The organism is Changchengzhania lutea, from assembly GCF_006974145.1.
Taxonomy (GTDB): Bacteria; Bacteroidota; Bacteroidia; order Flavobacteriales; family Flavobacteriaceae; genus Changchengzhania; species Changchengzhania lutea.
On the sequence record NZ_CP039456.1, the window covers coordinates 891,308 to 911,571 of the forward strand.

At 35.3% G+C, this 20,264-nt stretch carries 21 protein-coding genes; 15 read left to right on the forward strand and 6 right to left on the reverse strand.

Translation table 11 applies throughout. The features are described from left to right. The first annotated feature begins 34 nt into the window (after positions 1-34). The 3 genes from FAF07_RS04170 to FAF07_RS04180 all read left to right on the forward strand — a co-directional run bounded on the left by FAF07_RS04170 (position 35) and on the right by FAF07_RS04180 (position 2,556). Positions 35-409, forward strand: a complete 375-nt coding sequence (locus FAF07_RS04170) for a DoxX family membrane protein (protein ID WP_142783924.1) — start codon at positions 35-37, stop codon at positions 407-409. 267 nt (positions 410-676) lie between these two features. After that, on the forward strand, positions 677-1,129 hold the full coding sequence (locus tag FAF07_RS04175) for a hypothetical protein (protein WP_142783925.1): 453 nt from the start codon (positions 677-679) through the stop codon (positions 1,127-1,129). Beyond that, entirely contained in the window at positions 1,129-2,556 is a 1,428-nt protein-coding gene (locus tag FAF07_RS04180) for a T9SS type A sorting domain-containing protein (RefSeq protein WP_142783926.1), read from the forward strand. Before FAF07_RS04175 ends, FAF07_RS04180 begins: the two co-directional genes overlap by 1 nt. Positions 2,557-2,561: 5 nt before the next feature. Here FAF07_RS04180 and FAF07_RS04185 read toward each other — a convergent pair whose 3' ends face one another. Next, on the reverse strand, positions 2,562-3,122 hold the full coding sequence (locus FAF07_RS04185) for a DinB family protein (protein ID WP_142783927.1): 561 nt from the start codon (positions 3,120-3,122) through the stop codon (positions 2,562-2,564). A gap of 3 nt (positions 3,123-3,125) precedes the next feature. Continuing rightward, complete coding sequence (locus tag FAF07_RS04190; protein WP_142783928.1) at positions 3,126-3,647, reverse strand: DUF4136 domain-containing protein; 522 nt, start codon at positions 3,645-3,647, stop codon at positions 3,126-3,128. A 114-nt stretch (positions 3,648-3,761) separates the two neighbouring features. Between FAF07_RS04190 and FAF07_RS04195 the strand changes: the two genes are divergently transcribed. The 3 genes from FAF07_RS04195 to FAF07_RS04205 all read left to right on the forward strand — a co-directional run bounded on the left by FAF07_RS04195 (position 3,762) and on the right by FAF07_RS04205 (position 5,781). Beyond that, positions 3,762-4,016, forward strand: coding sequence for an autorepressor SdpR family transcription factor (locus FAF07_RS04195; protein WP_142783929.1), 255 nt, complete (start codon positions 3,762-3,764; stop codon positions 4,014-4,016). Positions 4,017-4,084: 68 nt separating this feature from the next. Continuing rightward, complete coding sequence (locus tag FAF07_RS04200) at positions 4,085-4,669, forward strand: SdpI family protein (RefSeq protein WP_246067767.1); 585 nt, start codon at positions 4,085-4,087, stop codon at positions 4,667-4,669. 17 nt (positions 4,670-4,686) lie between these two features. Then, a complete protein-coding gene (locus tag FAF07_RS04205) occupies positions 4,687-5,781 on the forward strand; it encodes an alpha/beta fold hydrolase (RefSeq protein ID WP_142783931.1) in 1,095 nt (364 codons plus the stop codon). Here the strand turns inward: FAF07_RS04205 and FAF07_RS04210 are convergent, their stop codons facing one another. From FAF07_RS04210 to FAF07_RS04225, 3 genes are all read right to left on the reverse strand, one after another. Beyond that, positions 5,782-6,501 (reverse strand): ion transporter, encoded by a 720-nt coding sequence (locus FAF07_RS04210; protein ID WP_142783932.1) that lies wholly within the window; start codon positions 6,499-6,501, stop codon positions 5,782-5,784. 74 nt (positions 6,502-6,575) lie between these two features. Next, a complete protein-coding gene (obgE, locus tag FAF07_RS04215; protein ID WP_142783933.1) occupies positions 6,576-7,574 on the reverse strand; it encodes a GTPase ObgE in 999 nt (332 codons plus the stop codon). Between the two features lie 297 nt (positions 7,575-7,871). Continuing rightward, entirely contained in the window at positions 7,872-8,981 is a 1,110-nt protein-coding gene (locus tag FAF07_RS04225) for an adenylate kinase (RefSeq protein ID WP_142783934.1), read from the reverse strand. 134 nt (positions 8,982-9,115) lie between these two features. Between FAF07_RS04225 and FAF07_RS04230 the strand changes: the two genes are divergently transcribed. The 5 genes from FAF07_RS04230 to FAF07_RS04250 all read left to right on the forward strand — a co-directional run bounded on the left by FAF07_RS04230 (position 9,116) and on the right by FAF07_RS04250 (position 13,905). Continuing rightward, positions 9,116-10,270, forward strand: a complete 1,155-nt coding sequence (locus FAF07_RS04230) for a 5-(carboxyamino)imidazole ribonucleotide synthase (protein ID WP_142783935.1) — start codon at positions 9,116-9,118, stop codon at positions 10,268-10,270. Positions 10,271-10,355: 85 nt separating this feature from the next. Beyond that, positions 10,356-10,835: a 5-(carboxyamino)imidazole ribonucleotide mutase gene (purE, locus tag FAF07_RS04235; protein ID WP_142783936.1), complete on the forward strand. Its 480-nt coding sequence runs from the start codon at positions 10,356-10,358 to the stop codon at positions 10,833-10,835. Between the two features lie 153 nt (positions 10,836-10,988). Then, positions 10,989-13,031 carry a M3 family metallopeptidase gene (locus FAF07_RS04240; protein WP_142783937.1) on the forward strand — a complete coding sequence of 681 codons (2,043 nt, stop codon included), beginning with the start codon at positions 10,989-10,991 and terminating at the stop codon, positions 13,029-13,031. Positions 13,032-13,078: 47 nt separating this feature from the next. Next, positions 13,079-13,633, forward strand: a complete 555-nt coding sequence (locus tag FAF07_RS04245) for a sigma-70 family RNA polymerase sigma factor (protein WP_142783938.1) — start codon at positions 13,079-13,081, stop codon at positions 13,631-13,633. 2 nt (positions 13,634-13,635) lie between these two features. Further along, positions 13,636-13,905, forward strand: coding sequence for a hypothetical protein (locus FAF07_RS04250; protein ID WP_142783939.1), 270 nt, complete (start codon positions 13,636-13,638; stop codon positions 13,903-13,905). On the opposite strand, the gene FAF07_RS04255 is transcribed toward FAF07_RS04250, so the two are convergent. After that, positions 13,897-14,724, reverse strand: coding sequence for a UbiA prenyltransferase family protein (locus FAF07_RS04255; protein ID WP_142783940.1), 828 nt, complete (start codon positions 14,722-14,724; stop codon positions 13,897-13,899). The two genes, FAF07_RS04250 and FAF07_RS04255, sit on opposite strands and share 9 nt — an antisense overlap. Positions 14,725-14,845: 121 nt before the next feature. Here FAF07_RS04255 and gcvP point away from each other — a divergent pair, with 121 nt between their 5' ends. The 4 genes from gcvP (at position 14,846) to FAF07_RS04275 (ending at position 20,233) form a co-directional block, all read left to right on the forward strand. Next, positions 14,846-17,695, forward strand: coding sequence for an aminomethyl-transferring glycine dehydrogenase (gene gcvP / locus FAF07_RS04260; protein ID WP_142783941.1), 2,850 nt, complete (start codon positions 14,846-14,848; stop codon positions 17,693-17,695). A 104-nt stretch (positions 17,696-17,799) separates the two neighbouring features. Then, positions 17,800-18,858, forward strand: coding sequence for a 3-oxoacyl-ACP synthase III family protein (locus FAF07_RS04265; RefSeq protein ID WP_142783942.1), 1,059 nt, complete (start codon positions 17,800-17,802; stop codon positions 18,856-18,858). A 2-nt stretch (positions 18,859-18,860) separates the two neighbouring features. Beyond that, on the forward strand, positions 18,861-19,382 hold the full coding sequence (locus FAF07_RS04270; protein WP_142783943.1) for a methyltransferase domain-containing protein: 522 nt from the start codon (positions 18,861-18,863) through the stop codon (positions 19,380-19,382). A gap of 2 nt (positions 19,383-19,384) precedes the next feature. Continuing rightward, positions 19,385-20,233 carry a glycosyltransferase family 2 protein gene (locus FAF07_RS04275; RefSeq protein ID WP_142783944.1) on the forward strand — a complete coding sequence of 283 codons (849 nt, stop codon included), beginning with the start codon at positions 19,385-19,387 and terminating at the stop codon, positions 20,231-20,233. Positions 20,234-20,264: the final 31 nt, after the last annotated feature.

A 20,264-nucleotide genomic window follows, 5' to 3' on the forward strand; every position in this document is an offset into this window, starting at 1 on the left:
CTTATATTTCAATACTAACTAATTACATTTTATTATGAATTCTAAAGTTTTTATGGTTTTAAGGATACTTCTAGGAGTATTTGTTTTGGTGTTTGGTTTTAACAAATTCTTTAATTTTATGCCAATGCCAGAAATGTCTGGAGAAGCTGGCGCTTATTTTGGAGCGCTGTCTTCCGCAAAAGTTATCACACTGGTCGCAATTGTAGAGATTACGGCAGGTTTTGCTTTAATTTTTAACAAGTTTGGCGCCTTATTGGCCTTGATTTTAATGAGCGTGTCTGTGAACGCTGTTTTATTCCATGCGACATTAGATCCCGGAGGTATTGGTGCCGCCGCTTTACTACTTATATTAAATATAGCCGTTTTATTTGGCTATAAGGATAAGTATAAAGACTTGCTTAGAGGTTAACACATAAAAAAAGAGGTTGTCTAAAAATTAATTAACTCTTGTCAAACTGAGCGCAGTCGAAGTTTCAATGTTTTGAAAACCAAAGCATTTCGACTGCGCTCAATGTGACATTTAAGCTAAAAATCGACTTTTTAGACAGTCTCTTTTATTATCATTTTTCACTATTTATATAATTCATAACTTTACAAAGCCTTATTTTAAATCTAGATGTTACTTTCAAGACAGAAAATAATATGCTACCAACGCATTGTATTCCTTCTAAAAACAATGTCCATACTTTGTTTTCTATCAATCATGTCTTGCGCTGCAAAAAAGAGCACGTATAGTACTTTAGAGGACTCAACTAAACTTATTTTTCTAAATTACAATGCGATTAAATTAGATGATGAAAAAATACAAGTTGATTTAATCAATAATATAGAGAAAGAAGGGAAATTAAAGGAAAATAACAAAAGCATTCCTGAAGGCGTTTCAGGGGATTTATATTACCATCAACTAGATAAGAAATCACATGTGTTGCACAGTACGCTCATAAAAAATCCGTTTTTAAAAAGCTTTGAATATCTTGATGACGACAATGCATTCAACAGAAAATCAATTATTTTAGATAGTGTGCAATTTTCTTTAAGATTGCAACGTCATCCACAAGCTAAATATATCACTATTTCTGCTTTTGATGATTTAGAAAAAGTATTAAGCACGGTAAAACTTGACCATTAATGAGAAGATTATTACTCCTTATCATATTGCTTTACATCAACTTTTTAAGTGCTCAGGTTTTTGATAAAGAAACTATCAAATTTTCTGGTAATACTGATAATAGGATAAATCTTGTCATTCTTAGTGAAGGTTATCAAACCAGTGAATTAGATAAATTTATAGATGACGCTATAAATTTTAAAAATGCCATGTTCAGTCAATCTCCTTTTATTGAATATGCTAAATATTTTAACGTGTATGCCATAAAAGTACCATCTAACGAAAGTGGCGCTGACCACCCTGGAACCGCTTTCGATACTTTTGAACCTGCTGAACCAATCGTAACTGCAGACACCTACTTTAATGCAACCTTTGATGCCTTTGGATACCATAGATATCTATACTATGGCATTGACTATGCGAATGCTGCTAGTGCAGAATCCAAAATAATATCCGTTTTAGCTGATAATTTTCCCAGCTATGACCAAGCCTTAATTTTAGTAAATTCAACCATATATGGTGGTACTGGTGGTCCTTTTCCTGTGGCGTCTAGAGGATCTTATAATGGTGTTAGTGCCAATGAACTTGCGATTCATGAATTGGGTCACTCTCTTTTTGATTTAAAAGATGAGTATGAACTTCCCGCAGGGTATTACGCCGAAGCCATTAACATGACACAAGAAATTAACCCAAGCACTATAAAGTGGAAAAATTGGTTAAATATCAATGCCGTCGGAATCTATCCTTACGGCAGTTCCGGTGAGCCTTCTACTTGGAATAGACCTCATAAAAATTGTAAAATGAGGTATTTAGGCGTTCCTTTTTGTTCGGTCTGTAAAGAAGGTATCATTGAGAAAATCCATGCTTTGGTGTCTCCTATTGATAATTATACGCCTGTTTCTAATACCATTGACGACCCGTCGTTTCCTATAGGATTTCAATTAGCTTTAATAGAAGAACCAAACCCTAATAGGCTTACAACGCGTTGGACGTTAAATACCATGACTATCGCAAATAATGTTAATAACGTTTCTCTAACGGAGACCGATTTAAACACGGGCACGAATGACTTGCTTGCTGTAGTTCATGATGCCACGGATTTATTACGCGTTACAAACCACGACACGTTTCATGTGTACACCGTAGCTTGGACAATTAACTATTCTACTTTCGGAATTGAAGATATTACCAGCAAAGTGGCTCAGTATAGCATAGACATGCACCCAAACCCAGCAAGCAGTATTTTAAATCTGAAATTTAAAAGTGACCACACAGATGCGCTAATAGTCAAAATAATAAGTATAGATGGAAAAATTCTAAAAACCGCCTCCATTACTAATACCGTTTTAAATACAATAGATATTAGTCATTTTAGTCAAGGTATATATATGGCAAATTTTTATGCTAATAACACCCTTATTGCCAGTAAGCGAATCGTTAAAAATTAACCTATTTAATCTTTAGGAATCCGTTTCTTTAAAAGTAGAATTTGTCCGAGGTGGCTGGATTGATGCTCCATCACATGAAACCAAGCCCAATGCATATTCATTCTATAACCTTGTGGAACTTCATTAAGCCATGCATCATCTTGTTCCTTAAAATACGCTAAAGTTTTAGCACGAACGTCTTTGTAAATCTTTAAATAGTATGAAATAGGTTTCCCTTTAAATTTTGCTCTTGCCTTGTCGCCCATAGACATAGGTGTACCCCATTCTTCTTGTTCTTCCTCGTTAAATTCTCTTTTTTCAAAGGTATATACTTGATAGAATTTTTCAATAGCCGCCAAATGCATCACCAAAGTACCAATGGTGTTAGCGTTCTCATCCAGCAAAAAATCTGTCTCATTAATATCTAAGTCTTTCACGGTACGTTCTACACGATTGCTCATATCATTTAACATAGAGACCATGATGCCTATTTGAGGGGTAAAACCTTCTTCCGAATTAATAAGCATTTGCGCATTTGATGTAAATGCACTTAAAACACAAACGAGTATTATGGATACTAATTTCATAAGTTATTTTTTAGGTGGATACTTTGACAACACTTTTTCTATAATAGCATTAAATCGTACTTCTCTATTTTCGGGTGAGGCGTTCGGACTGATACTGGTTTCAATTATGGACTGCCAAAAGAGGCCTTTATTATTTTCGTCCACAAAATCAATTATAATCTGTCGATCAATGTTGGCCTGTCCAACAGGTATGCCAACCGAAATACCACCACCTACATTTCTACCGCCTCCACCTACGCCAACACCTACGGTATTTCGCTGTACTTGTTGGAATTCACTACTCTTAATATCAATAAAAAAGTCTGGCGTATTAGACAGTTGGAAACCGCGTATTGTCATTTTCGAATCTATGGCATTCAGTAAGCGCTTAGTATCTAAAGGACTTAAACCAGGAGTCATATCACTATAGTAATTATAGGTTTTATAACTGCTAAAATCGGTGGTTTTATCATAATCATAATTCACGCGTATGGGTGCACAAGCAACGATAAGTAGTACTAAAATGAGGGCATTAAAAAATTTCATAGCATTATTTTTCCTAAAGTTAATTAAAAATTATGATATGTGTAAATGATAATAATCATCAAATAATTTTCAAATTCAAATTAATATTTAGATATTTGCCTAAATACCTAATAGATGAACTATGTATTCAAAGCATTAAATGATGACACACGCCGACAAATATTAGAGCTACTTAAAGCCAAGGATATGAACGCAGGTGAAATAGCTGATGCCTTTAATATTTCGAAACCCAGTATTTCGCATCATTTAGATATTTTAAAACGCGCCGATTTAGTGTCTAGCGAAAAACAAGGTCAGTTTATCACCTATTCACTAAACACCACCATTTTGGAAGATGTTTTGCAATGGATTATCACTTTAAAGAAATAAATAAGATCTCACTAAAAAAAGAAATTCCTATTTTAATAATTGTCCTTATTCCCTTCATTTATTTGTTTATGATTTGGGATAGTCTCCCCGAAACCGTTCCTACGCATTGGAACTATAAAGGTGAAATTGACGACTGGGGTCACAAAAGCACAACCATATTCATTACATTTTTACTATCAGGACTTACTTATTTACTCTTTACCATAATTCCCATGATTGATCCGAAGAAAAAAATCAAACTTATGGGAAATAAGTATGATAACTTAAAGTTTTTAATGACGCTTTTTATGTCTGCTCTAGCCATCTTTTTGTTGTATAGTATTAAAGAACAATCCTTAACAAATCCAGCATTTCTAATCGCTGCCATCGGGTTGCTATATATCCTTTTAGGAAATTATATAAAAACCATTAAAGCCAATTATTTTATTGGCATTAGAACCCCGTGGACTTTAGAACATGAATCCGTTTGGAAAAGCACCCACCTTTTAGCAGGTAAACTTTGGTTTATTGGCGGACTTGCCATCGTAATAACAGCCCTATTGACAGACCGGGATTTCTACACGATATTCTTTATTGTGATTACCATTATCATCAGCCTTATTCCTGTTATATATTCGTTTATAGCATACAGAAAACTTAAAATTGAAGACTAATTAGAAATACAATCACTATGAAATCTTACTTACTTATCATATTTACAGCACTACTTTCATTACATACGATAGCGCAAAGCGAAAGACCTCAAACCCCTCAAGAACCTTTCGATTATACCATTGAAGATGTGACTTTTATTAATGCCGTGGCTGATAATATAAAATTAGCAGGAACACTCACTATTCCAAATACCAATAAAAAGGCTCCGGTTGCCATCTTAATCAGTGGTTCTGGACCACAGAATAGAAATGAAGACATAGCAAACCATCAACCCTTTTGGGTGATTGCAGATTATCTCACCAATCATGGTATTGCCGTTTTAAGATATGATGATCGCGGTACTGAACAATCTGAAGGTGATTTCAACACGGCAACCTCTTTTGACTTTGCGACCGATGTAGAAGCTGCTATAGCCTATTTAAAAACAAGAGACGATATAAACAGCAATCAAATTGGTTTAATTGGTCACAGTGAAGGTGGTTTTATTGCACCTGTTGTAGCCTCTAAAAATAAAGACGTTGCATTTATTGTATCATTAGCCGGGACCGGCGTTACTGGAGAGAACGTTATTCTTTCTCAAAGTAGAGCTATAGGAAAAGTTAGTGGTGCCGCAGAAGAAACGCTTAAGTTTAATGACACCTTATCTAAAATTGTATATCATGTTATTAAAACTAAAAAAGATGTAAATACCGCACAATCGAGAATCAAAGAACAATTACAGCTTTACAAAACTGGATTAGGCACAAGTCCGTACACACCATTTATAACTGACACCCTAATTAATCAGTTAGCCAATACGGCAGCAGACAAATGGTTGACAACATTTATCATTTCAGATCCTGCAGTGTATTGGTCAAAAACCACCTGTCCCGTTTTAGCCCTTAATGGCAGTAAAGATTTACAAGTGCTTCCAAAACTTAATTTGGGTGGTATTGAAAGTGCTTTAAAGAAAGTTGAGAATAAAGATATTACTATTAAAGAAATAGAAGGACTCAATCACCTGTTTCAAACTTCAGCAACAGGAAACCCTAATGAGTATGGCACGCTAACAGAAACGTTTTCAGAAGAGGCTCTAGAAATTATAAAAGATTGGATTTTAGCCCGCTTCTAATTAATCGTTTTTCTTATCCTCTTTCTTATCGACAGATTTTGTTAATGCTGAAGATATAATGCCTGTTGGAATGGCAACAATGCCCAAACCAATCATCAGAATACAAAATGTAAATATTTTTCCACCAACAGTTATTGGGTAAACATCACCGTATCCTACAGTTGTTAAAGTTATAATAGACCACCATAAACTATCAAAAATGGATGAAAAATGTTCAGGTTGTGCCTCGTTTTCAAAGTAGTAAATACCAATGGCCGAAAAGTAGATAAGAATCAAGGTGATAAATATGAAAATAAAGATTTGCTCTTTTGCTGAAGAAATAGCCCTAGTAAACTGATTTAAGGCACGATTGTAACGAACCAGTTTTAAAATTCTGAACATTCTTAGAAAACGCAAAGCTCTTAAAGAGCGTAAGTCTACCCCAAACGACAAATAGAATGGTAATATGGCAACTAAATCGATTAACCCGAAAAAACTAAATATAAACCTGGGTTTACTATCAGCTACATAAATTCTTGCGACATATTCTAAAGTAAAGATGATAACACAAAACAGTTCTATAGATTCTAAAATAACTTCTGTTTGTGGTTTTAAATTCGGGAGGGTTTCAATGGAAAATGTAATGATTGAAAGAAAAATTAAGCACTGAATGAATAATGAGAAATACTTGCTTAACTTATTGTCATTAATCTCAACTATCTTTTTTAAGGCTTGTTTCATACTGATATTAAAATCATTATGTAAAAAAACGAAAAAAATATCACTTTACATTTTAAAATATCAAATGAGAGCTATTAATCATTCAGCATTTTCCACAACTTATCTTTAAGCTCAGTAATTCCTTGTTGTGCGACCGATGAAATAAATAAGTATGGTATAGGCAACTCATTGTCCAATTCCTCCTTCATTTCAGCTTGTAATTCGTCATCGAGCATATCGCTTTTTGAGATAGCAATAATGCGCTCTTTATCAAGCATTTCAGGATTGTAACGGCGAAGTTCATCTAAAAGAATGTCGTATTGTTTTTTGATATCTTCGGCATCCGCAGGAATCATAAATAACAAAATGGAATTACGCTCAATATGGCGCAAAAAGTAATGTCCAAGTCCTTTACCTTCGGCGGCGCCCTCTATAATCCCAGGAATATCAGCCATTACAAAGGTTTGAAAATCGCGATACTTAACAATCCCTAAATTAGGTTTGAGTGTCGTAAATTCATAATCTGCAATTTTCGGTTTAGCCGAAGTAACTACAGATAATAAGGTTGATTTTCCTGCATTAGGAAATCCTACCAAACCAACATCTGCCAATACTTTTAATTCTAAAGTGATATGACGCTCTTCAAGCGGAAGCCCGGGTTGCGCATAACGCGGTGTTTGATTTGTTGATGTTTTAAAATGCCAATTCCCTAAACCGCCTTTACCGCCTTCTGCAATAATTCTTTCTTCACCCTCATCAGTAATTTCAAAAAGAATCTCATTGGTTTCGGTATCTCTCACTACGGTACCCAAAGGCACATCTACGTATATGTCTTCACCATCGGCTCCAGAACTTCTACTTTTACTGCCGTGAGAGCCATGACCTGCTTTAATATGTTTCTTAAATTTTAAATGAAGTAAAGTCCATAAATTAGAGTTCCCTTTCAAGATAACATGACCACCTCGACCACCATCGCCTCCATCGGGGCCTCCTTTAGTGATGTATTTTTCTCTATGTAAATGCACAGATCCTTTACCTCCGTTTCCGGAAGCAACAAACATTTTTACATAATCAACAAAATTTCCTTCAGTCATAAATAAAGTTAACAGTTAAAAGTTATGAGTTAAAAGTTTTACCCTTTTGCTTTTAATCTTATTGTTTTCCGCGAAAGCAAAAGTGTACTATTTTTTTAATCGTTTTGTACCTGCCCATTATAAAATATAAAATTGGACCTATACATGGGAAAAATAAAACCCAGATTATTTTATCATTACTTTTAAAATCATTTTTCAGAATACTTATTAGTCTCAAAACTGGCAAAAGCAAAAATATTAAGATAAGTTGCCATACTCCAATGATCAAATTAATTAATAATCTTTACATAAATTTGTCTATAGATTATCAATTACAGCACTCAATCTTACAGTAATATCTTCAATACTACCTACGCCATCAACACCAAAATATTTGTTTTGAGCTGAGTAGTAGTCTTTTAAAATAGCCGTTTTATTGTAATATTCTAAAATTCTATTTCTTATAATGGTTTCGTCAGCATCGTCTGGTCTGCCGCTTGTTTTACCTCTCGCTAATAAGCGTTGCACCAAAACATCGTCATCTACTTCTAAAGCAATCATCGCATTGATTTCAGAATCCTTACTTTCCATTAACTTATCTAAAGCTTCAGCTTGAGCATTGGTACGAGGAAAACCATCGAAAATAAATCCCTTAGCATCAGCATTTTTTTCAACCTCAGCATTCAACATATCAATAGTGACTTGATCTGGAACTAACGCGCCCTTATCCATATAAGATTTGGCCAACATTCCTAAAGCAGTTTCATTTTTTATATTAAATCTAAAAACATCACCCGTAGAGATGTGAATGAGATTATATTTTTCTTTTAAAAAATTAGCTTGCGTTCCTTTACCTGCTCCTGGAGGACCAAATAGCACTAAATTAGTCATATGTTGTGTTTCTTTTATTTGATATATTTCTGGAATATCCCTTCCCAATCCGTCATAGTCAAGTCCATAACCTACTATAAATTTATTTGGTATTTCAATGCCAATGTAATGGAGTTTAAAATCTTTTTTATATGCTTCTGGTTTATAAAATAAGGTGGCGATTTTTAAAGCTTTGACGTTCTCATTTTTAAAAATCCGGTGTACTTCTGCTAAGGTATTTCCTGTATCAATAATATCTTCTAAAATCACTACAGTCTTACCAGATAAATCTTGAGTTAATCCTATAAGGCGTTGAATATCTTCTGTAGATTTAACACCCTCATAAGAGGCTAATTTTATAAACGTTACTTCGCAGGGGTTTGGATATTTTTTTACAAAATCGCTCACCACCATAAACGACCCATTTAAAATCCCGACAAATACAGGAATTTCATCACCAATATCATGAGCAATTTCGCTAACCATGCGTGTTAAAGCACTGTCAATTTCTTTAGCTGAAATAAATGGTTTGAAATATTTGTCGTGTAGCTTTATCAAGGTCATTGAATTTTGAAGATGCAAAGATAATCAATAGATTAAGTAATAACGATTTTTTGATTTACGATTTGGGTACTAATTGATTTTTAAATGTATTTTTGCGTATCATGTATGCTATATTCAGATAAAACACAATGAATTACTTTTCTTCAAACTTTAAACTTGGTATTTTAGGTGGCGGCCAGTTAGGAAAAATGCTTTTAAATGACACCAGAAAATTTGATATTTACACCTGTGTTTTAGACCCTAGTGAAGAGGCACCATGCAGAATTGCCAGTAATGAGTTTTACATTGGTGATTTAATGGATTTTGAAACCGTTTATAATTTTGGTAAACAAGTTGATGTGCTTACTATTGAAATTGAAAACGTGAATGTTGATGCCTTAGAACGTTTAGAGAAAGACGGCGTTACGGTTTATCCTTCCTCAAAAACCTTACGTATCATTCAGAACAAAGCCACGCAAAAATTATTCTATATAGATCACGATTTACCAACTGCCTATTTTTCAAGATTTGCATATACATCTGAAATAAAAGAAGCTGTTAATCACGGTGGTATCCAACTTCCATTTGTTTGGAAAAGTGCGCAGTTTGGCTATGATGGAAATGGTGTTAAAATTGTGAGATCACTTGCCGATTTAAATGGCTTACCAAATGTAGAATGCATCGCCGAACAACTCATTCCGTTTAAAAATGAATTAGCGGTTATCGTTGCAAGAAATGCCAATGGCGAGACAAAAACCTTTCCTGTAGTAGAAATGGAGTTTCACCCCGAAGCCAATCAGGTAGAATATGTTATCTGTCCGGCAAGAATTTCTGATGCTGTGGTAAAAAAAGCAGAAGCTGTCGCTTTAAAAACCTCTGAAGCCTTTGGGCATGTGGGGCTTTTAGCCGTGGAGATGTTTCAAACAAAAAATGACGATATTTTAATTAATGAAGTGGCGCCACGTCCGCATAACTCTGGACACCAAACCATAGAATCCAATTATACCTCGCAATTTGAACAGCATTTAAGAGCCATTCTAAATTTACCCTTGGGTAGAACCGATAGTAAAGTGGGTGGGATTATGGTAAATTTGGTTGGAGCAGAAGGATTTACGGGTGATGTTATTTATGAGCATATTGAAGACATTATGAAAATGGAAGGTGTAACTCCCCATATTTATGGCAAAAAACAAACTAGACCTTTCCGAAAAATGGGCCATGTGACCATAGTAAATGAAGATTTAAACAAGGCACGAAAAATTGCTGAAGATGTCAAGAACACCATAAAAGTAATTAGTAAATAATCCCACGAGCGCAGTCGTGGGATTTTTAAAATAAATATTTTAATTGAGGTCTTATCTGCGATAGACCGCACATAATATATAATTCATGAATAAAGTAGGAGTCATTATGGGAAGTAAAAGTGATCTTCCAGTTATGCAAGACGCTATAGATATTCTTAAAGAGTTTGAGATAAAAGTTGAAGTCGATATTGTTTCGGCTCACAGAACCCCAGAAAAATTATTTGACTACGGTAAGCATGCACATACCAAAGGATTTGCCGTCATTATTGCTGGTGCTGGTGGTGCTGCGCATTTACCAGGAATGATTGCTTCACTATCCCCACTCCCGGTTATTGGTGTGCCCGTAAAAAGTAGCAATTCTATTGATGGTTGGGATTCTATATTATCGATATTACAAATGCCAGGCGGTGTTCCCGTGGCAACCGTAGCCTTAAATGGCGCTAAAAATGCTGGTATCTTAGCAGCACAAATTATTGGAACAAGTGATCCTCGTATTTTAGACAAAATTCTTCAATATAAAGAAGGATTAAAACAAAAAGTACATGACTCTGCTATAGGCCTATAAACAGAAAACCCCGAATAAATTCGAGGTTTTCCTAGCTATTAACAATAATTCTTAAGAGTTAGATAACTCCCTTTGAAAAATCTGACGCAAATTTATAATAATTTTATTGTGCACGCATAATGAATTTGACATTTAACATATCCCTAAGAAAACATGTCCAATAATATTCTATTACAATCCTTTACAACACCATACAACACCGTTCCTTTTTCATCTATTAAAGATGCGCATTTTTTGCCTGCTTTTGAAGAAGCCATAAAAAAAGCTAAGGGAGAAATTGAGGCTATCACAAAAAATACAGAAACGCCTACCTTTGAAAATACTATTGAAGCCTTAGAGTTTTCGGGAATGACCTTAGATAGAATTTCAAACATTTTTTTTAATTTGAACTCTGCCGAAACAAATGATACTATTCAAAAGATAGCACAACAAGTATCACCACTTCTTTCAGAATTTAGTAACGACATTACTTTAAATGCTGATTTATTCAACCGTGTTAAGCAGGTTTACGAAAATAAAAATCAACTCAATTTAACTACAGAACAAGATACCCTTCTTGATAAAAAATATAAAAGTTTTTCTCGCAACGGCGCAAATCTTTCTGAAGATAAAAAGCAACAGTTACGGGATATTGATAAGAAATTAAGCTCACTTAAACTCAAGTTTGGTGAAAATGTTCTAGCCGAAACCAATAAGTTTGAAATGCATATCACTGATGAAGCTGATTTATCCGGACTCCCCAATGGAGCCAAAGAAGCCGCTAAACAATTGGCTGAATCGAAAGATAAAACTGGCTGGTTATTCACTTTAGACTACCCGAGCTATATTCCGTTTGTCACCTACGCTGACAACAGAGACCTCAGAAAGAAAATGACTTTAGCTGCGGGTAGTAAAGGCTTTAAAAATGATGCCCTAGACAATCAGAAATACGTATTAAGCATAGCGAAGTTAAGATACGACCGTGCCAATCTATTAGGTTATAAAACCCATGCCCATTTTGTACTTGAAGAACGTATGGCAGGAACACCTGAAAATGTTTTAAAGTTCTCAAACGAATTATTGGAAAAAGCAAAACCAGCTGCAGAACGTGAGTTTCAAAAGCTAGAAGACTTTGCTAAAGAATCAGATCATATCGATCAACTTCAAAAATGGGATGGTTCATATTACTCTGAAAAATTGAAGCAAAAGTTATTCAGTTTGGATGATGAACAGCTAAAACCTTATTTCAAATTAGAGCATGTTATAGATGGTGCTTTTACAGTCGCTAATAAGTTGTTCGATTTAAATTTTGAAGAAATTCATAACATCGATACATACCACGACGATGTTCTCACCTACAAAGTTACAGACTCCAAAGGAGATTTAATTTCTATATTTTATGCCGATTTCTTTCCACGAGCAGGAAAACGTAATGGTGCGTGGATGACTTCTTACAAACCACAATACGTAAAAGATGGTGTTATGGAACGCCCTCATATTTCTATTGTATGCAACTTTACAAAACCCACTAAGAGCAAGCCATCGCTACTTACCTTTAATGAAGTGACGACGTTGTTTCATGAATTTGGTCACGCACTTCATGGTATGCTTGCCAATACCACTTATCCAAGCTTATCTGGCACCAGTGTCTATTGGGATTTTGTAGAATTACCAAGTCAGATTTTAGAGAATTGGTGTTATGAAAAAGAAGCCTTAAAATTATTTGCAACGCATTATAAAACCGGAGAAGTCATCCCTATGGATTTAGTCGAAAAGATAAAGGCTTCCGCGACATTTCATGAAGGTATGCAAACCCTAAGACAATTAAGCTTTGGACTGTTAGACATGAGTTGGCACGCTGGTGAATCGCCAGAAACAATAAAATCTGTAAAAGCTCATGAATCTCAAGTTTTTGAAAACACATCACTATATCCTGAAACTAAAGAAACCTGTATGAGTACGGCGTTTTCCCATATATTTCAAGGTGGCTATTCATCGGGTTACTACAGCTATAAATGGGCCGAAGTTTTAGATGCTGATGCCTTTGATTTTTTTAAGGAAAAGGGGATTTTCAATAAAGTGGTTGCTACTAAATTTAAAGATAATGTCCTGAGTAAAGGTGGCACGGAAAAACCCATGATATTGTATAAACGTTTTAGAGGGCAGGCGCCAAAACCGGAAGCCTTATTAAAACGTGCTGGCTTATTAGAGAAATAAATTATTCATTTTTTTAGCTTATTTTTATCACAAACTATTAAGTACGCATGCCAGAACATAAAATTAACGCAGATAAGTGGGTTGACGCTTATGCCGATTACTTGTTTAATTACACTATTACCCGTGTGAGTGATCGTGAAATTGCACAAGATTTGGTACAGGACACGTTTCTGGCAGGTTTAAAATCAATGAAAAATTTTAAAGGAGAAGCCAGCGAACGTACCTGGCTTATTTCAATTTTAAAACGAAAAATCATTGACCACTATCGCAAAAAGAATTCTAACAAAGGAAAGGCGGAAGTAAGAATTGCTTATAATGGTGATTCGGAATCTGAGGGCGATTGGCTGGAAGAACGTGTAGCAGATCCATTTGACAAAACAGCCGAAGACACCATGCAGAACGAGGAACTTAGTGACGCTATTTATAATTGTTTAGAAAAATTACCAAAAAAGCAGGCACAGGTTTTTAAAATGAAAACTATTCAAGGTTTTGAAACTGAAGTTATCTGTAATGAACTTAATATTACAGCGTCTAACCTTTGGGTAATTATTCATAGAGCACGAACAGCTATGGCAGGTTGCCTTAAAGAAAATTGGTTTTAATTATGAGTAGCAGATTCAAAATTGTCATTCCGTGTGATGAAGCAAACCATGTTTGTGATAAAACACAGTATAAGGAATCCTCTTTTCGAGAAAAAATTATACTCAACTTACACTTAATTTATTGTAGAGCTTGTAGAAAGTACAGTAAAAATAATGCAAAACTAACTGAGGTTTTAAACAAATCAGAGGTCTGCTGCATGGATAAGGATAGCAAAGCCTCCATAAAGCAAAATCTACATGAAGCCTTAGAAAATCATTCTGAATCAAATTAACTTCAATAATAACCAAAATATAGGGATCGCCTCAACCCATAAGGCACTATAATAATGTCCTTGATTCACTTTAGAAAACATTACAAATAATCCTATTATTATGGAGACGGTAAGTGTTAGCAAAACATCCTGAGCGCTAAGGCTATCTTTTAGAAAAATTATTCCGAAGAACATCATAATCAAAATGAGTCCCATTAATTTAGTCCCCTTCACCCCTATTTCCTGAGGGATGGTTGACAGCTTTAAACTGTCAAATTTCAAATCTCTAATTTCAAATGGCAGCATTAATATAATGACAAAAATATAGCGTTGAAAACAATCTATTATAATATCTGTGTTTAAATGATATCCGTTATTTATTAGAGGAAGCAATACCGTTACCAATGCCCAAACCAAAGCAATGAGATATACTTTTAAACCGCTTATACTCCTCAAGTTCTGTTTATCATCTAAAAAAATAGATTTAGGCAAAAAAGGTATGGCATACAAAAATGTGATTATAGCCAAACCAGCAACACAAATTAGAGTAATCATTTCTAATTTAAAGGCATAATAGCACATGGCTAAAAAACAGCCCAAAGAAAAAATTTGGATACCTTTTAGGTATGGTGTCAGGCTTCGGTGATGAAACTTTGCCATCCCAAAGTACTTAACAAAATTATATCCTGTAATGGAGGCGAAAAAGATAAAATAAAGCACATGCTCATCGTAGTCAATATTATAATTAAGTAGCGTTAACCAACTTAATGCATAGACAGACAGAGCCACATGAATACTGCTATTGATATAAAAATTTAGTAACTGCTTTACAAGTGGCATAATGCAAAAATAAACAAAGTGTTGATAACGTTTTATTATGGTTAAAAACTTTCCATATTAAGCATTTATACACATAATATATTGCGTATTTTTGCGAATTATATAAAATCTTGATTTTTTAATGAATACAAACGCTTTTGCCTTGCGTCATATTGGTCCGAGAGAAGACGACCAAAACCTCATGTTAAAAACTATCGGTGTTGACTCTTTAGATCAATTAATTTATGAAACTGTCCCTGATGATATTCGTCTCAAAAACGGTTTAAAATTAGAGGGACCCTTGACAGAACACGAATATTTATTGCACATTCATGAGCTTTCAAAAAAAAATAAAGTCTTCAAAACATATATCGGACTCGGCTATCATCCTACTATTTTACCGGCCGTCATTCAAAGAAATATACTTGAAAACCCAGGATGGTACACTGCATACACACCCTATCAAGCTGAAATTGCGCAAGGGCGCTTAGAAGCGCTTCTTAATTTCCAAACGATGGTTATTGACTTAACAGGAATGGAAATTGCCAATGCCTCCTTGCTTGACGAAAGTACAGCCGCTGCAGAAGCCATGAGCCTTTTATTTGCAGTTAGAGCGCGAGACCAAAAAAAAGCGAACATAAATAAATTCTTTGTTTCAGAAAACATACTGCCTCAAACCCTATCATTGCTACAAACCAGAGCCAATCCAATTGGCATCGAATTGGTAGTTGGTTCTGAGGATAATTTTGATTTTTCTTCAGAATTTTTTGGAGCTATTTTACAGTACCCTGGAAAAGATGGTCAAATTTCAGATATTGAAACCTTCATTACAAAATCAAATGAGGCTCAAATTAAAGTCGCTGTAGCTGCAGATATATTAAGTTTAGTCAAATTGGAAGCACCAGGGAAATTCGGAGCAGATGTCGTCGTTGGCACGACACAACGTTTCGGAATCCCAATGGGTTACGGTGGTCCGCATGCGGCATTTTTTGCAACAAAAGAAGCCTATAAAAGAGATCTACCTGGACGCATAATTGGAGTTACGAAAGACATGGATGGGGAAAGAGCATTACGAATGGCGCTCCAAACCAGAGAACAACATATTAAACGCGATAAAGCCACATCTAATATCTGTACGGCCCAAGTGCTTTTAGCCGTTATGGCAGGCATGTATGCCGTGTATCATGGTCCACGAGGTTTAAAATTTATTGCCAACAAGGTGCACCATGCCGCTTCAACATTATCGAAAGCCTTAGAGGATTTAGGATATAAGCAAACCAATGATTCGTTTTTTGATACTTTAAAAATTGAAACAGATTCTAAAAAAATTAAATCTATAGCCAAAAAGAAAAAAGTTAATTTCTTTTATCCAGATTCAAACAAGGTTACAATTTCATTAAATGAAACCACTAGCCTGCGAGATATCAATTATATTATTTCGGTATTTGCAGAAGCTGCTAGCAAAGAAAACTCACCAATATCTTCAATTTCAGAATCCAATCATATTGCTGAAAAGTCCCAAAGAACATCAGACTTTTTAACGCTCGATGTGTTTAACACCTATCATTCTGAAACAGAACTGATGCGCTATATAAAGTCTTTGGAGCGTAAGGATTTATCATTAAACCATTCCATGATTTCTCTAGGGTCATGCACCATGAAACTGAATGCTGCAGCAGAAATGCTTCCATTAAGCTGGTTTAAATGGGGAAATATTCACCCATTCGCACCTTTAAAACAGGCAAAAGGCTACTTAACGGTTTTAAAGGCACTAGAAGACCAACTCACCGAAATTACAGGATTTGCAGCGACATCATTGCAACCCAATTCTGGCGCCCAAGGGGAATTTGCCGGCCTCATGGTTATTAAAGCATACCACGAATCTCGTGGTGATCATCATAGAAATATTTGTATTATACCATCGTCTGCCCATGGTACCAATCCTGCTAGTGCGGTTATGGCAGGGATGAAAGTGATCGTTACAAAATCAACTTCAGAAGGCAATATTGATGTGGACGATTTACGCGAAAAAGCTGAATTGCATAAAAATAATTTATCTGCATTAATGGTTACCTATCCGTCAACACATGGTGTTTACGAATCGGCCATTAAGGAAGTGACGCAAATCATCCATGACCATGGGGGACAAGTATATATGGATGGTGCCAACATGAACGCACAAGTAGGATTGACAAATCCAGGAAACATAGGTGCAGATGTGTGTCATTTAAATTTACACAAAACGTTCGCTATACCCCATGGTGGCGGTGGTCCAGGAGTAGGTCCCATTTGCGTAGCAAAACAACTCGTACCGTTTTTACCTGGAAATCCACTTATAAAAACTGGAGGAGATCAAGCCATTACAGCTATTTCAGCAGCACCATTTGGTTCTGCCTTAGCCTGCTTAATTTCCTATGGTTATATCAAAATGTTGGGTGCAGAAGGATTGACACAATCTACTAAAATCGCTATATTAAACGCGAATTATATCAAGCAACGGCTACAAGGTAGTTTTGAAACCCTGTATTCAGGAGAGCGTGGTCGTGCGGCTCATGAAATGATTATTGACTGTCGTCCGTTTAAAACAAATGGCATTGAGGTCACTGATATTGCTAAACGACTGATGGATTATGGTTTTCATGCCCCAACGGTATCTTTTCCAGTGGCAGGCACAATGATGATTGAACCAACTGAAAGTGAAAGCAAAGCAGAAATTGACCGTTTTTGCGATGCCATGATTTCCATTAAAAAAGAAATTGATACTGTTTCTAAAGGTGATGAGCATAATATTTTAAAGAATGCGCCACACACATTAGACATGATTACGGCGAATGATTGGCACTATTCATATGACAGGGAAACAGCAGCATTTCCTTTAGAATATGTGAGAGATAATAAATTTTGGCCAACGGTGAGACGTGTTGATGATGCTTATGGTGATCGAAATTTAATTTGCTCTTGTGCCCCTATAGAAGCTTATGCAGAAGTATAAAATAGCTGTTGAACATCGTAAATCGTCATGCAATGCTATTGGCTTTTGGTTAAAAGCTATTATATTAGTGATACTAAATAAACTAAATAAAGGTAAAGTCTTTTATGAATATTAAGATTACTGGCTCTGGAAGTTATATCCCTGCCATTGTAGAAAAAAATGAAAACTTTCATGGGCATGAATTTTTAAATGCAGACGGCTCGGTCATTAATGCGCCAAACACCGTTATTGTTGAGAAATTTAAGGCTATAACGGGTATTGCAGAAAGACGTTATGCAAAAAAAGAATACAACACATCAAACTTGGCTGCCTTTGCCGCTAAAAAAGCGCTATTAGACGCAAAAATAGACAGGGAAACTTTGGATTATATCATCGTTGCCCATAACTACGGTGATGTCAATTATAATAGCGAACAAAGCGATACAGTGCCCAGTATAGCAACCCGGGTAAAACAGATCCTTGGAATTAAAAACCCTAAGTGTGTAGGTTACGATCTTATGTTTGGTTGCCCAGGTTGGATAGAAGGTGTTATTCAAGCCAATGCGTTTATCAAATCAGGCATTGCCAATACATGCTTGGTTATTGGTGCCGAAACCTTGTCTAGAGTTATTGATAAGCATGATCGGGATTCTATGATTTATAGTGACGGTGCTGGCGCCGTTGTATTAGAGTCTACAAATAATGAAGGCGGTATAATTGCTCATGAGTCGGCTACTCATGCCTACGACGAAGCGCATTTTATTTATTTTGGTGAAACCAATAAGCATGAAGCAAATGATAAAAGACGTTATATTAAAATGTATGGCCGAAAAATTTACGAGTTTGCCATTGTTAATGTTCCTCAAGCTATGAAATCTTGTTTAGATAAAAGTGGTGTGGATATAAAAGATGTCAAAAAAATTCTCATCCATCAGGCCAATGAAAAGATGGACGAGGCCATTGTTAAGCGCTTCTATAAGCTTTATGATATGGAAATGCCAGAAGGGGTTATGCCCATGACCATTGGCAAACTGGGCAACTCCAGTGTTGCGACAGTTCCAACTTTATACGATATGATTTTAAAAGGCGATTTAGAAAATCAAGCCATTAACAATGGCGATATTATTATTTTTGCAAGTGTAGGTGCTGGCATGAATATTAATGCCATTGTTTATCAATATTAATAATGTACGAGACAAATTATCCGAATAAACGTTTTAAACATACGATACAGTTTTTAGAGAAGCACATTTCCCATTCCGAAAAAATTCTCGATTTAGGCGTTGTAAATCCTTTTACTAAAATCATGCAAAAACATGGTTATGACGTTATCAATACCAAGGGAGAAGATTTGGATATCAACACCTCAACAATTGAAAATTCTAATGTTGATGTCACAACCGCATTCGAAATTTTCGAACATTTATTATCCCCTTTTACAGTATTACAATCCATTAAAACATCGAAATTGGTAGCAAGCGTGCCTCTAAACTTATGGTTTTCCTCAGCTTATAGAAGTAAAACCGATATGTTGGACAGGCATTATCACGAGTTTGAAGATTGGCAATTTGACTGGCTCCTTGAAAAGGCCGGATGGAAAATATTAGACCGTGAAAAGTGGACGAACCCTACTAAAAAGATTGGGATTCGACCTATGCTTAGGTGGTTTACACCAAGGTATTATATTGTTTACGCAGAAAGGATTTAATTTTGAGGTTCTACATCATCATTCCCGCTCATAACGAAGAAAGTTCTATAGGACTTACCTTAGATGCTTTAGTAAATCAAACCGTGTTGCCAAAACAATTGGTTATTGTCAATGATAATTCTACCGACAAAACCCAAGATATTGTTGAAGCCTATATAGAAAAATATGAATTTATAAAATTAGTAAATTCAAAATCTTCAAATCAACATCTACCAGGCTCCAAGATTATTAATGCGTTTTACAAAGGCTATAACACCTTAGATGATGACTATGATGTAATTTGTAAGTTTGATGCGGATCTAATTTTTCCTAAAAACTACTTAGAAAAACTCGCTTTGTACTTTAATAGTAATAAACGACTCGGCATGGCGTCAGGCTTCTGCTATATTAAAAAAAACAATGACTGGCTGTTAGAAAATCTAACTCGAAAAGACCATATTCGTGGCGCTCTAAAAGCCTATAGAAAAGATTGTTTTTTAGAAATTGGACAGTTAAAACCCTCCATGGGCTGGGATACCGTAGATGAGTTGTTAGCCAAATTCTATGACTGGGAGATCCTTACAGACGAGACCCTACATGTAAAACACTTAAAACCAACTGGAATAAGCTATAATAAAGCCTCAAAATATTTGCAAGGAGAAGCGATGTATAAAATGCGCTATGGATTTGTCATCACACTTATTTCTGCATTAAAATTGGCTTACAAAAAAGCAAGTTTTTCGCTTTTCAAAGATTATTTAGTGGGATACTTTAAAGCAAAAAAAAAAAATACAGTCTTCTTAGTATCTGAAGAAGAAGGTGACTTTATTAGAAATTTACGTTGGAAAGGGATGTTTGAGAAGTTAAAATAAGATGTCATTCAGAAATCTGAGAAGACGCTTT

Coding starts and splice junctions, on each gene's coding strand:
- obgE (WP_142783933.1), bottom strand. CDS start 7,574: ATGACTGAAGGAAATTTTGTTGATTATGTAAAAATGTTTGTTGCTTCC.
- FAF07_RS04175 (WP_142783925.1), top strand. CDS start 677: ATGTCCATACTTTGTTTTCTATCAATCATGTCTTGCGCTGCAAAAAAG.
- FAF07_RS04230 (WP_142783935.1), top strand. CDS start 9,116: ATGAATTACTTTTCTTCAAACTTTAAACTTGGTATTTTAGGTGGCGGC.
- FAF07_RS04195 (WP_142783929.1), top strand. CDS start 3,762: ATGAACTATGTATTCAAAGCATTAAATGATGACACACGCCGACAAATA.
- FAF07_RS04270 (WP_142783943.1), top strand. CDS start 18,861: ATGTACGAGACAAATTATCCGAATAAACGTTTTAAACATACGATACAG.
- FAF07_RS04240 (WP_142783937.1), top strand. CDS start 10,989: ATGTCCAATAATATTCTATTACAATCCTTTACAACACCATACAACACC.
- FAF07_RS04250 (WP_142783939.1), top strand. CDS start 13,636: ATGAGTAGCAGATTCAAAATTGTCATTCCGTGTGATGAAGCAAACCAT.
- FAF07_RS04205 (WP_142783931.1), top strand. CDS start 4,687: ATGAAATCTTACTTACTTATCATATTTACAGCACTACTTTCATTACAT.
- FAF07_RS04255 (WP_142783940.1), bottom strand. CDS start 14,724: ATGCCACTTGTAAAGCAGTTACTAAATTTTTATATCAATAGCAGTATT.
- FAF07_RS04170 (WP_142783924.1), top strand. CDS start 35: ATGAATTCTAAAGTTTTTATGGTTTTAAGGATACTTCTAGGAGTATTT.
- FAF07_RS04180 (WP_142783926.1), top strand. CDS start 1,129: ATGAGAAGATTATTACTCCTTATCATATTGCTTTACATCAACTTTTTA.
- FAF07_RS04185 (WP_142783927.1), bottom strand. CDS start 3,122: ATGAAATTAGTATCCATAATACTCGTTTGTGTTTTAAGTGCATTTACA.
- gcvP (WP_142783941.1), top strand. CDS start 14,846: ATGAATACAAACGCTTTTGCCTTGCGTCATATTGGTCCGAGAGAAGAC.
- FAF07_RS04265 (WP_142783942.1), top strand. CDS start 17,800: ATGAATATTAAGATTACTGGCTCTGGAAGTTATATCCCTGCCATTGTA.
- purE (WP_142783936.1), top strand. CDS start 10,356: ATGAATAAAGTAGGAGTCATTATGGGAAGTAAAAGTGATCTTCCAGTT.
- FAF07_RS04190 (WP_142783928.1), bottom strand. CDS start 3,647: ATGAAATTTTTTAATGCCCTCATTTTAGTACTACTTATCGTTGCTTGT.
- FAF07_RS04245 (WP_142783938.1), top strand. CDS start 13,079: ATGCCAGAACATAAAATTAACGCAGATAAGTGGGTTGACGCTTATGCC.
- FAF07_RS04200 (WP_246067767.1), top strand. CDS start 4,085: ATGATTTGGGATAGTCTCCCCGAAACCGTTCCTACGCATTGGAACTAT.
- FAF07_RS04210 (WP_142783932.1), bottom strand. CDS start 6,501: ATGAAACAAGCCTTAAAAAAGATAGTTGAGATTAATGACAATAAGTTA.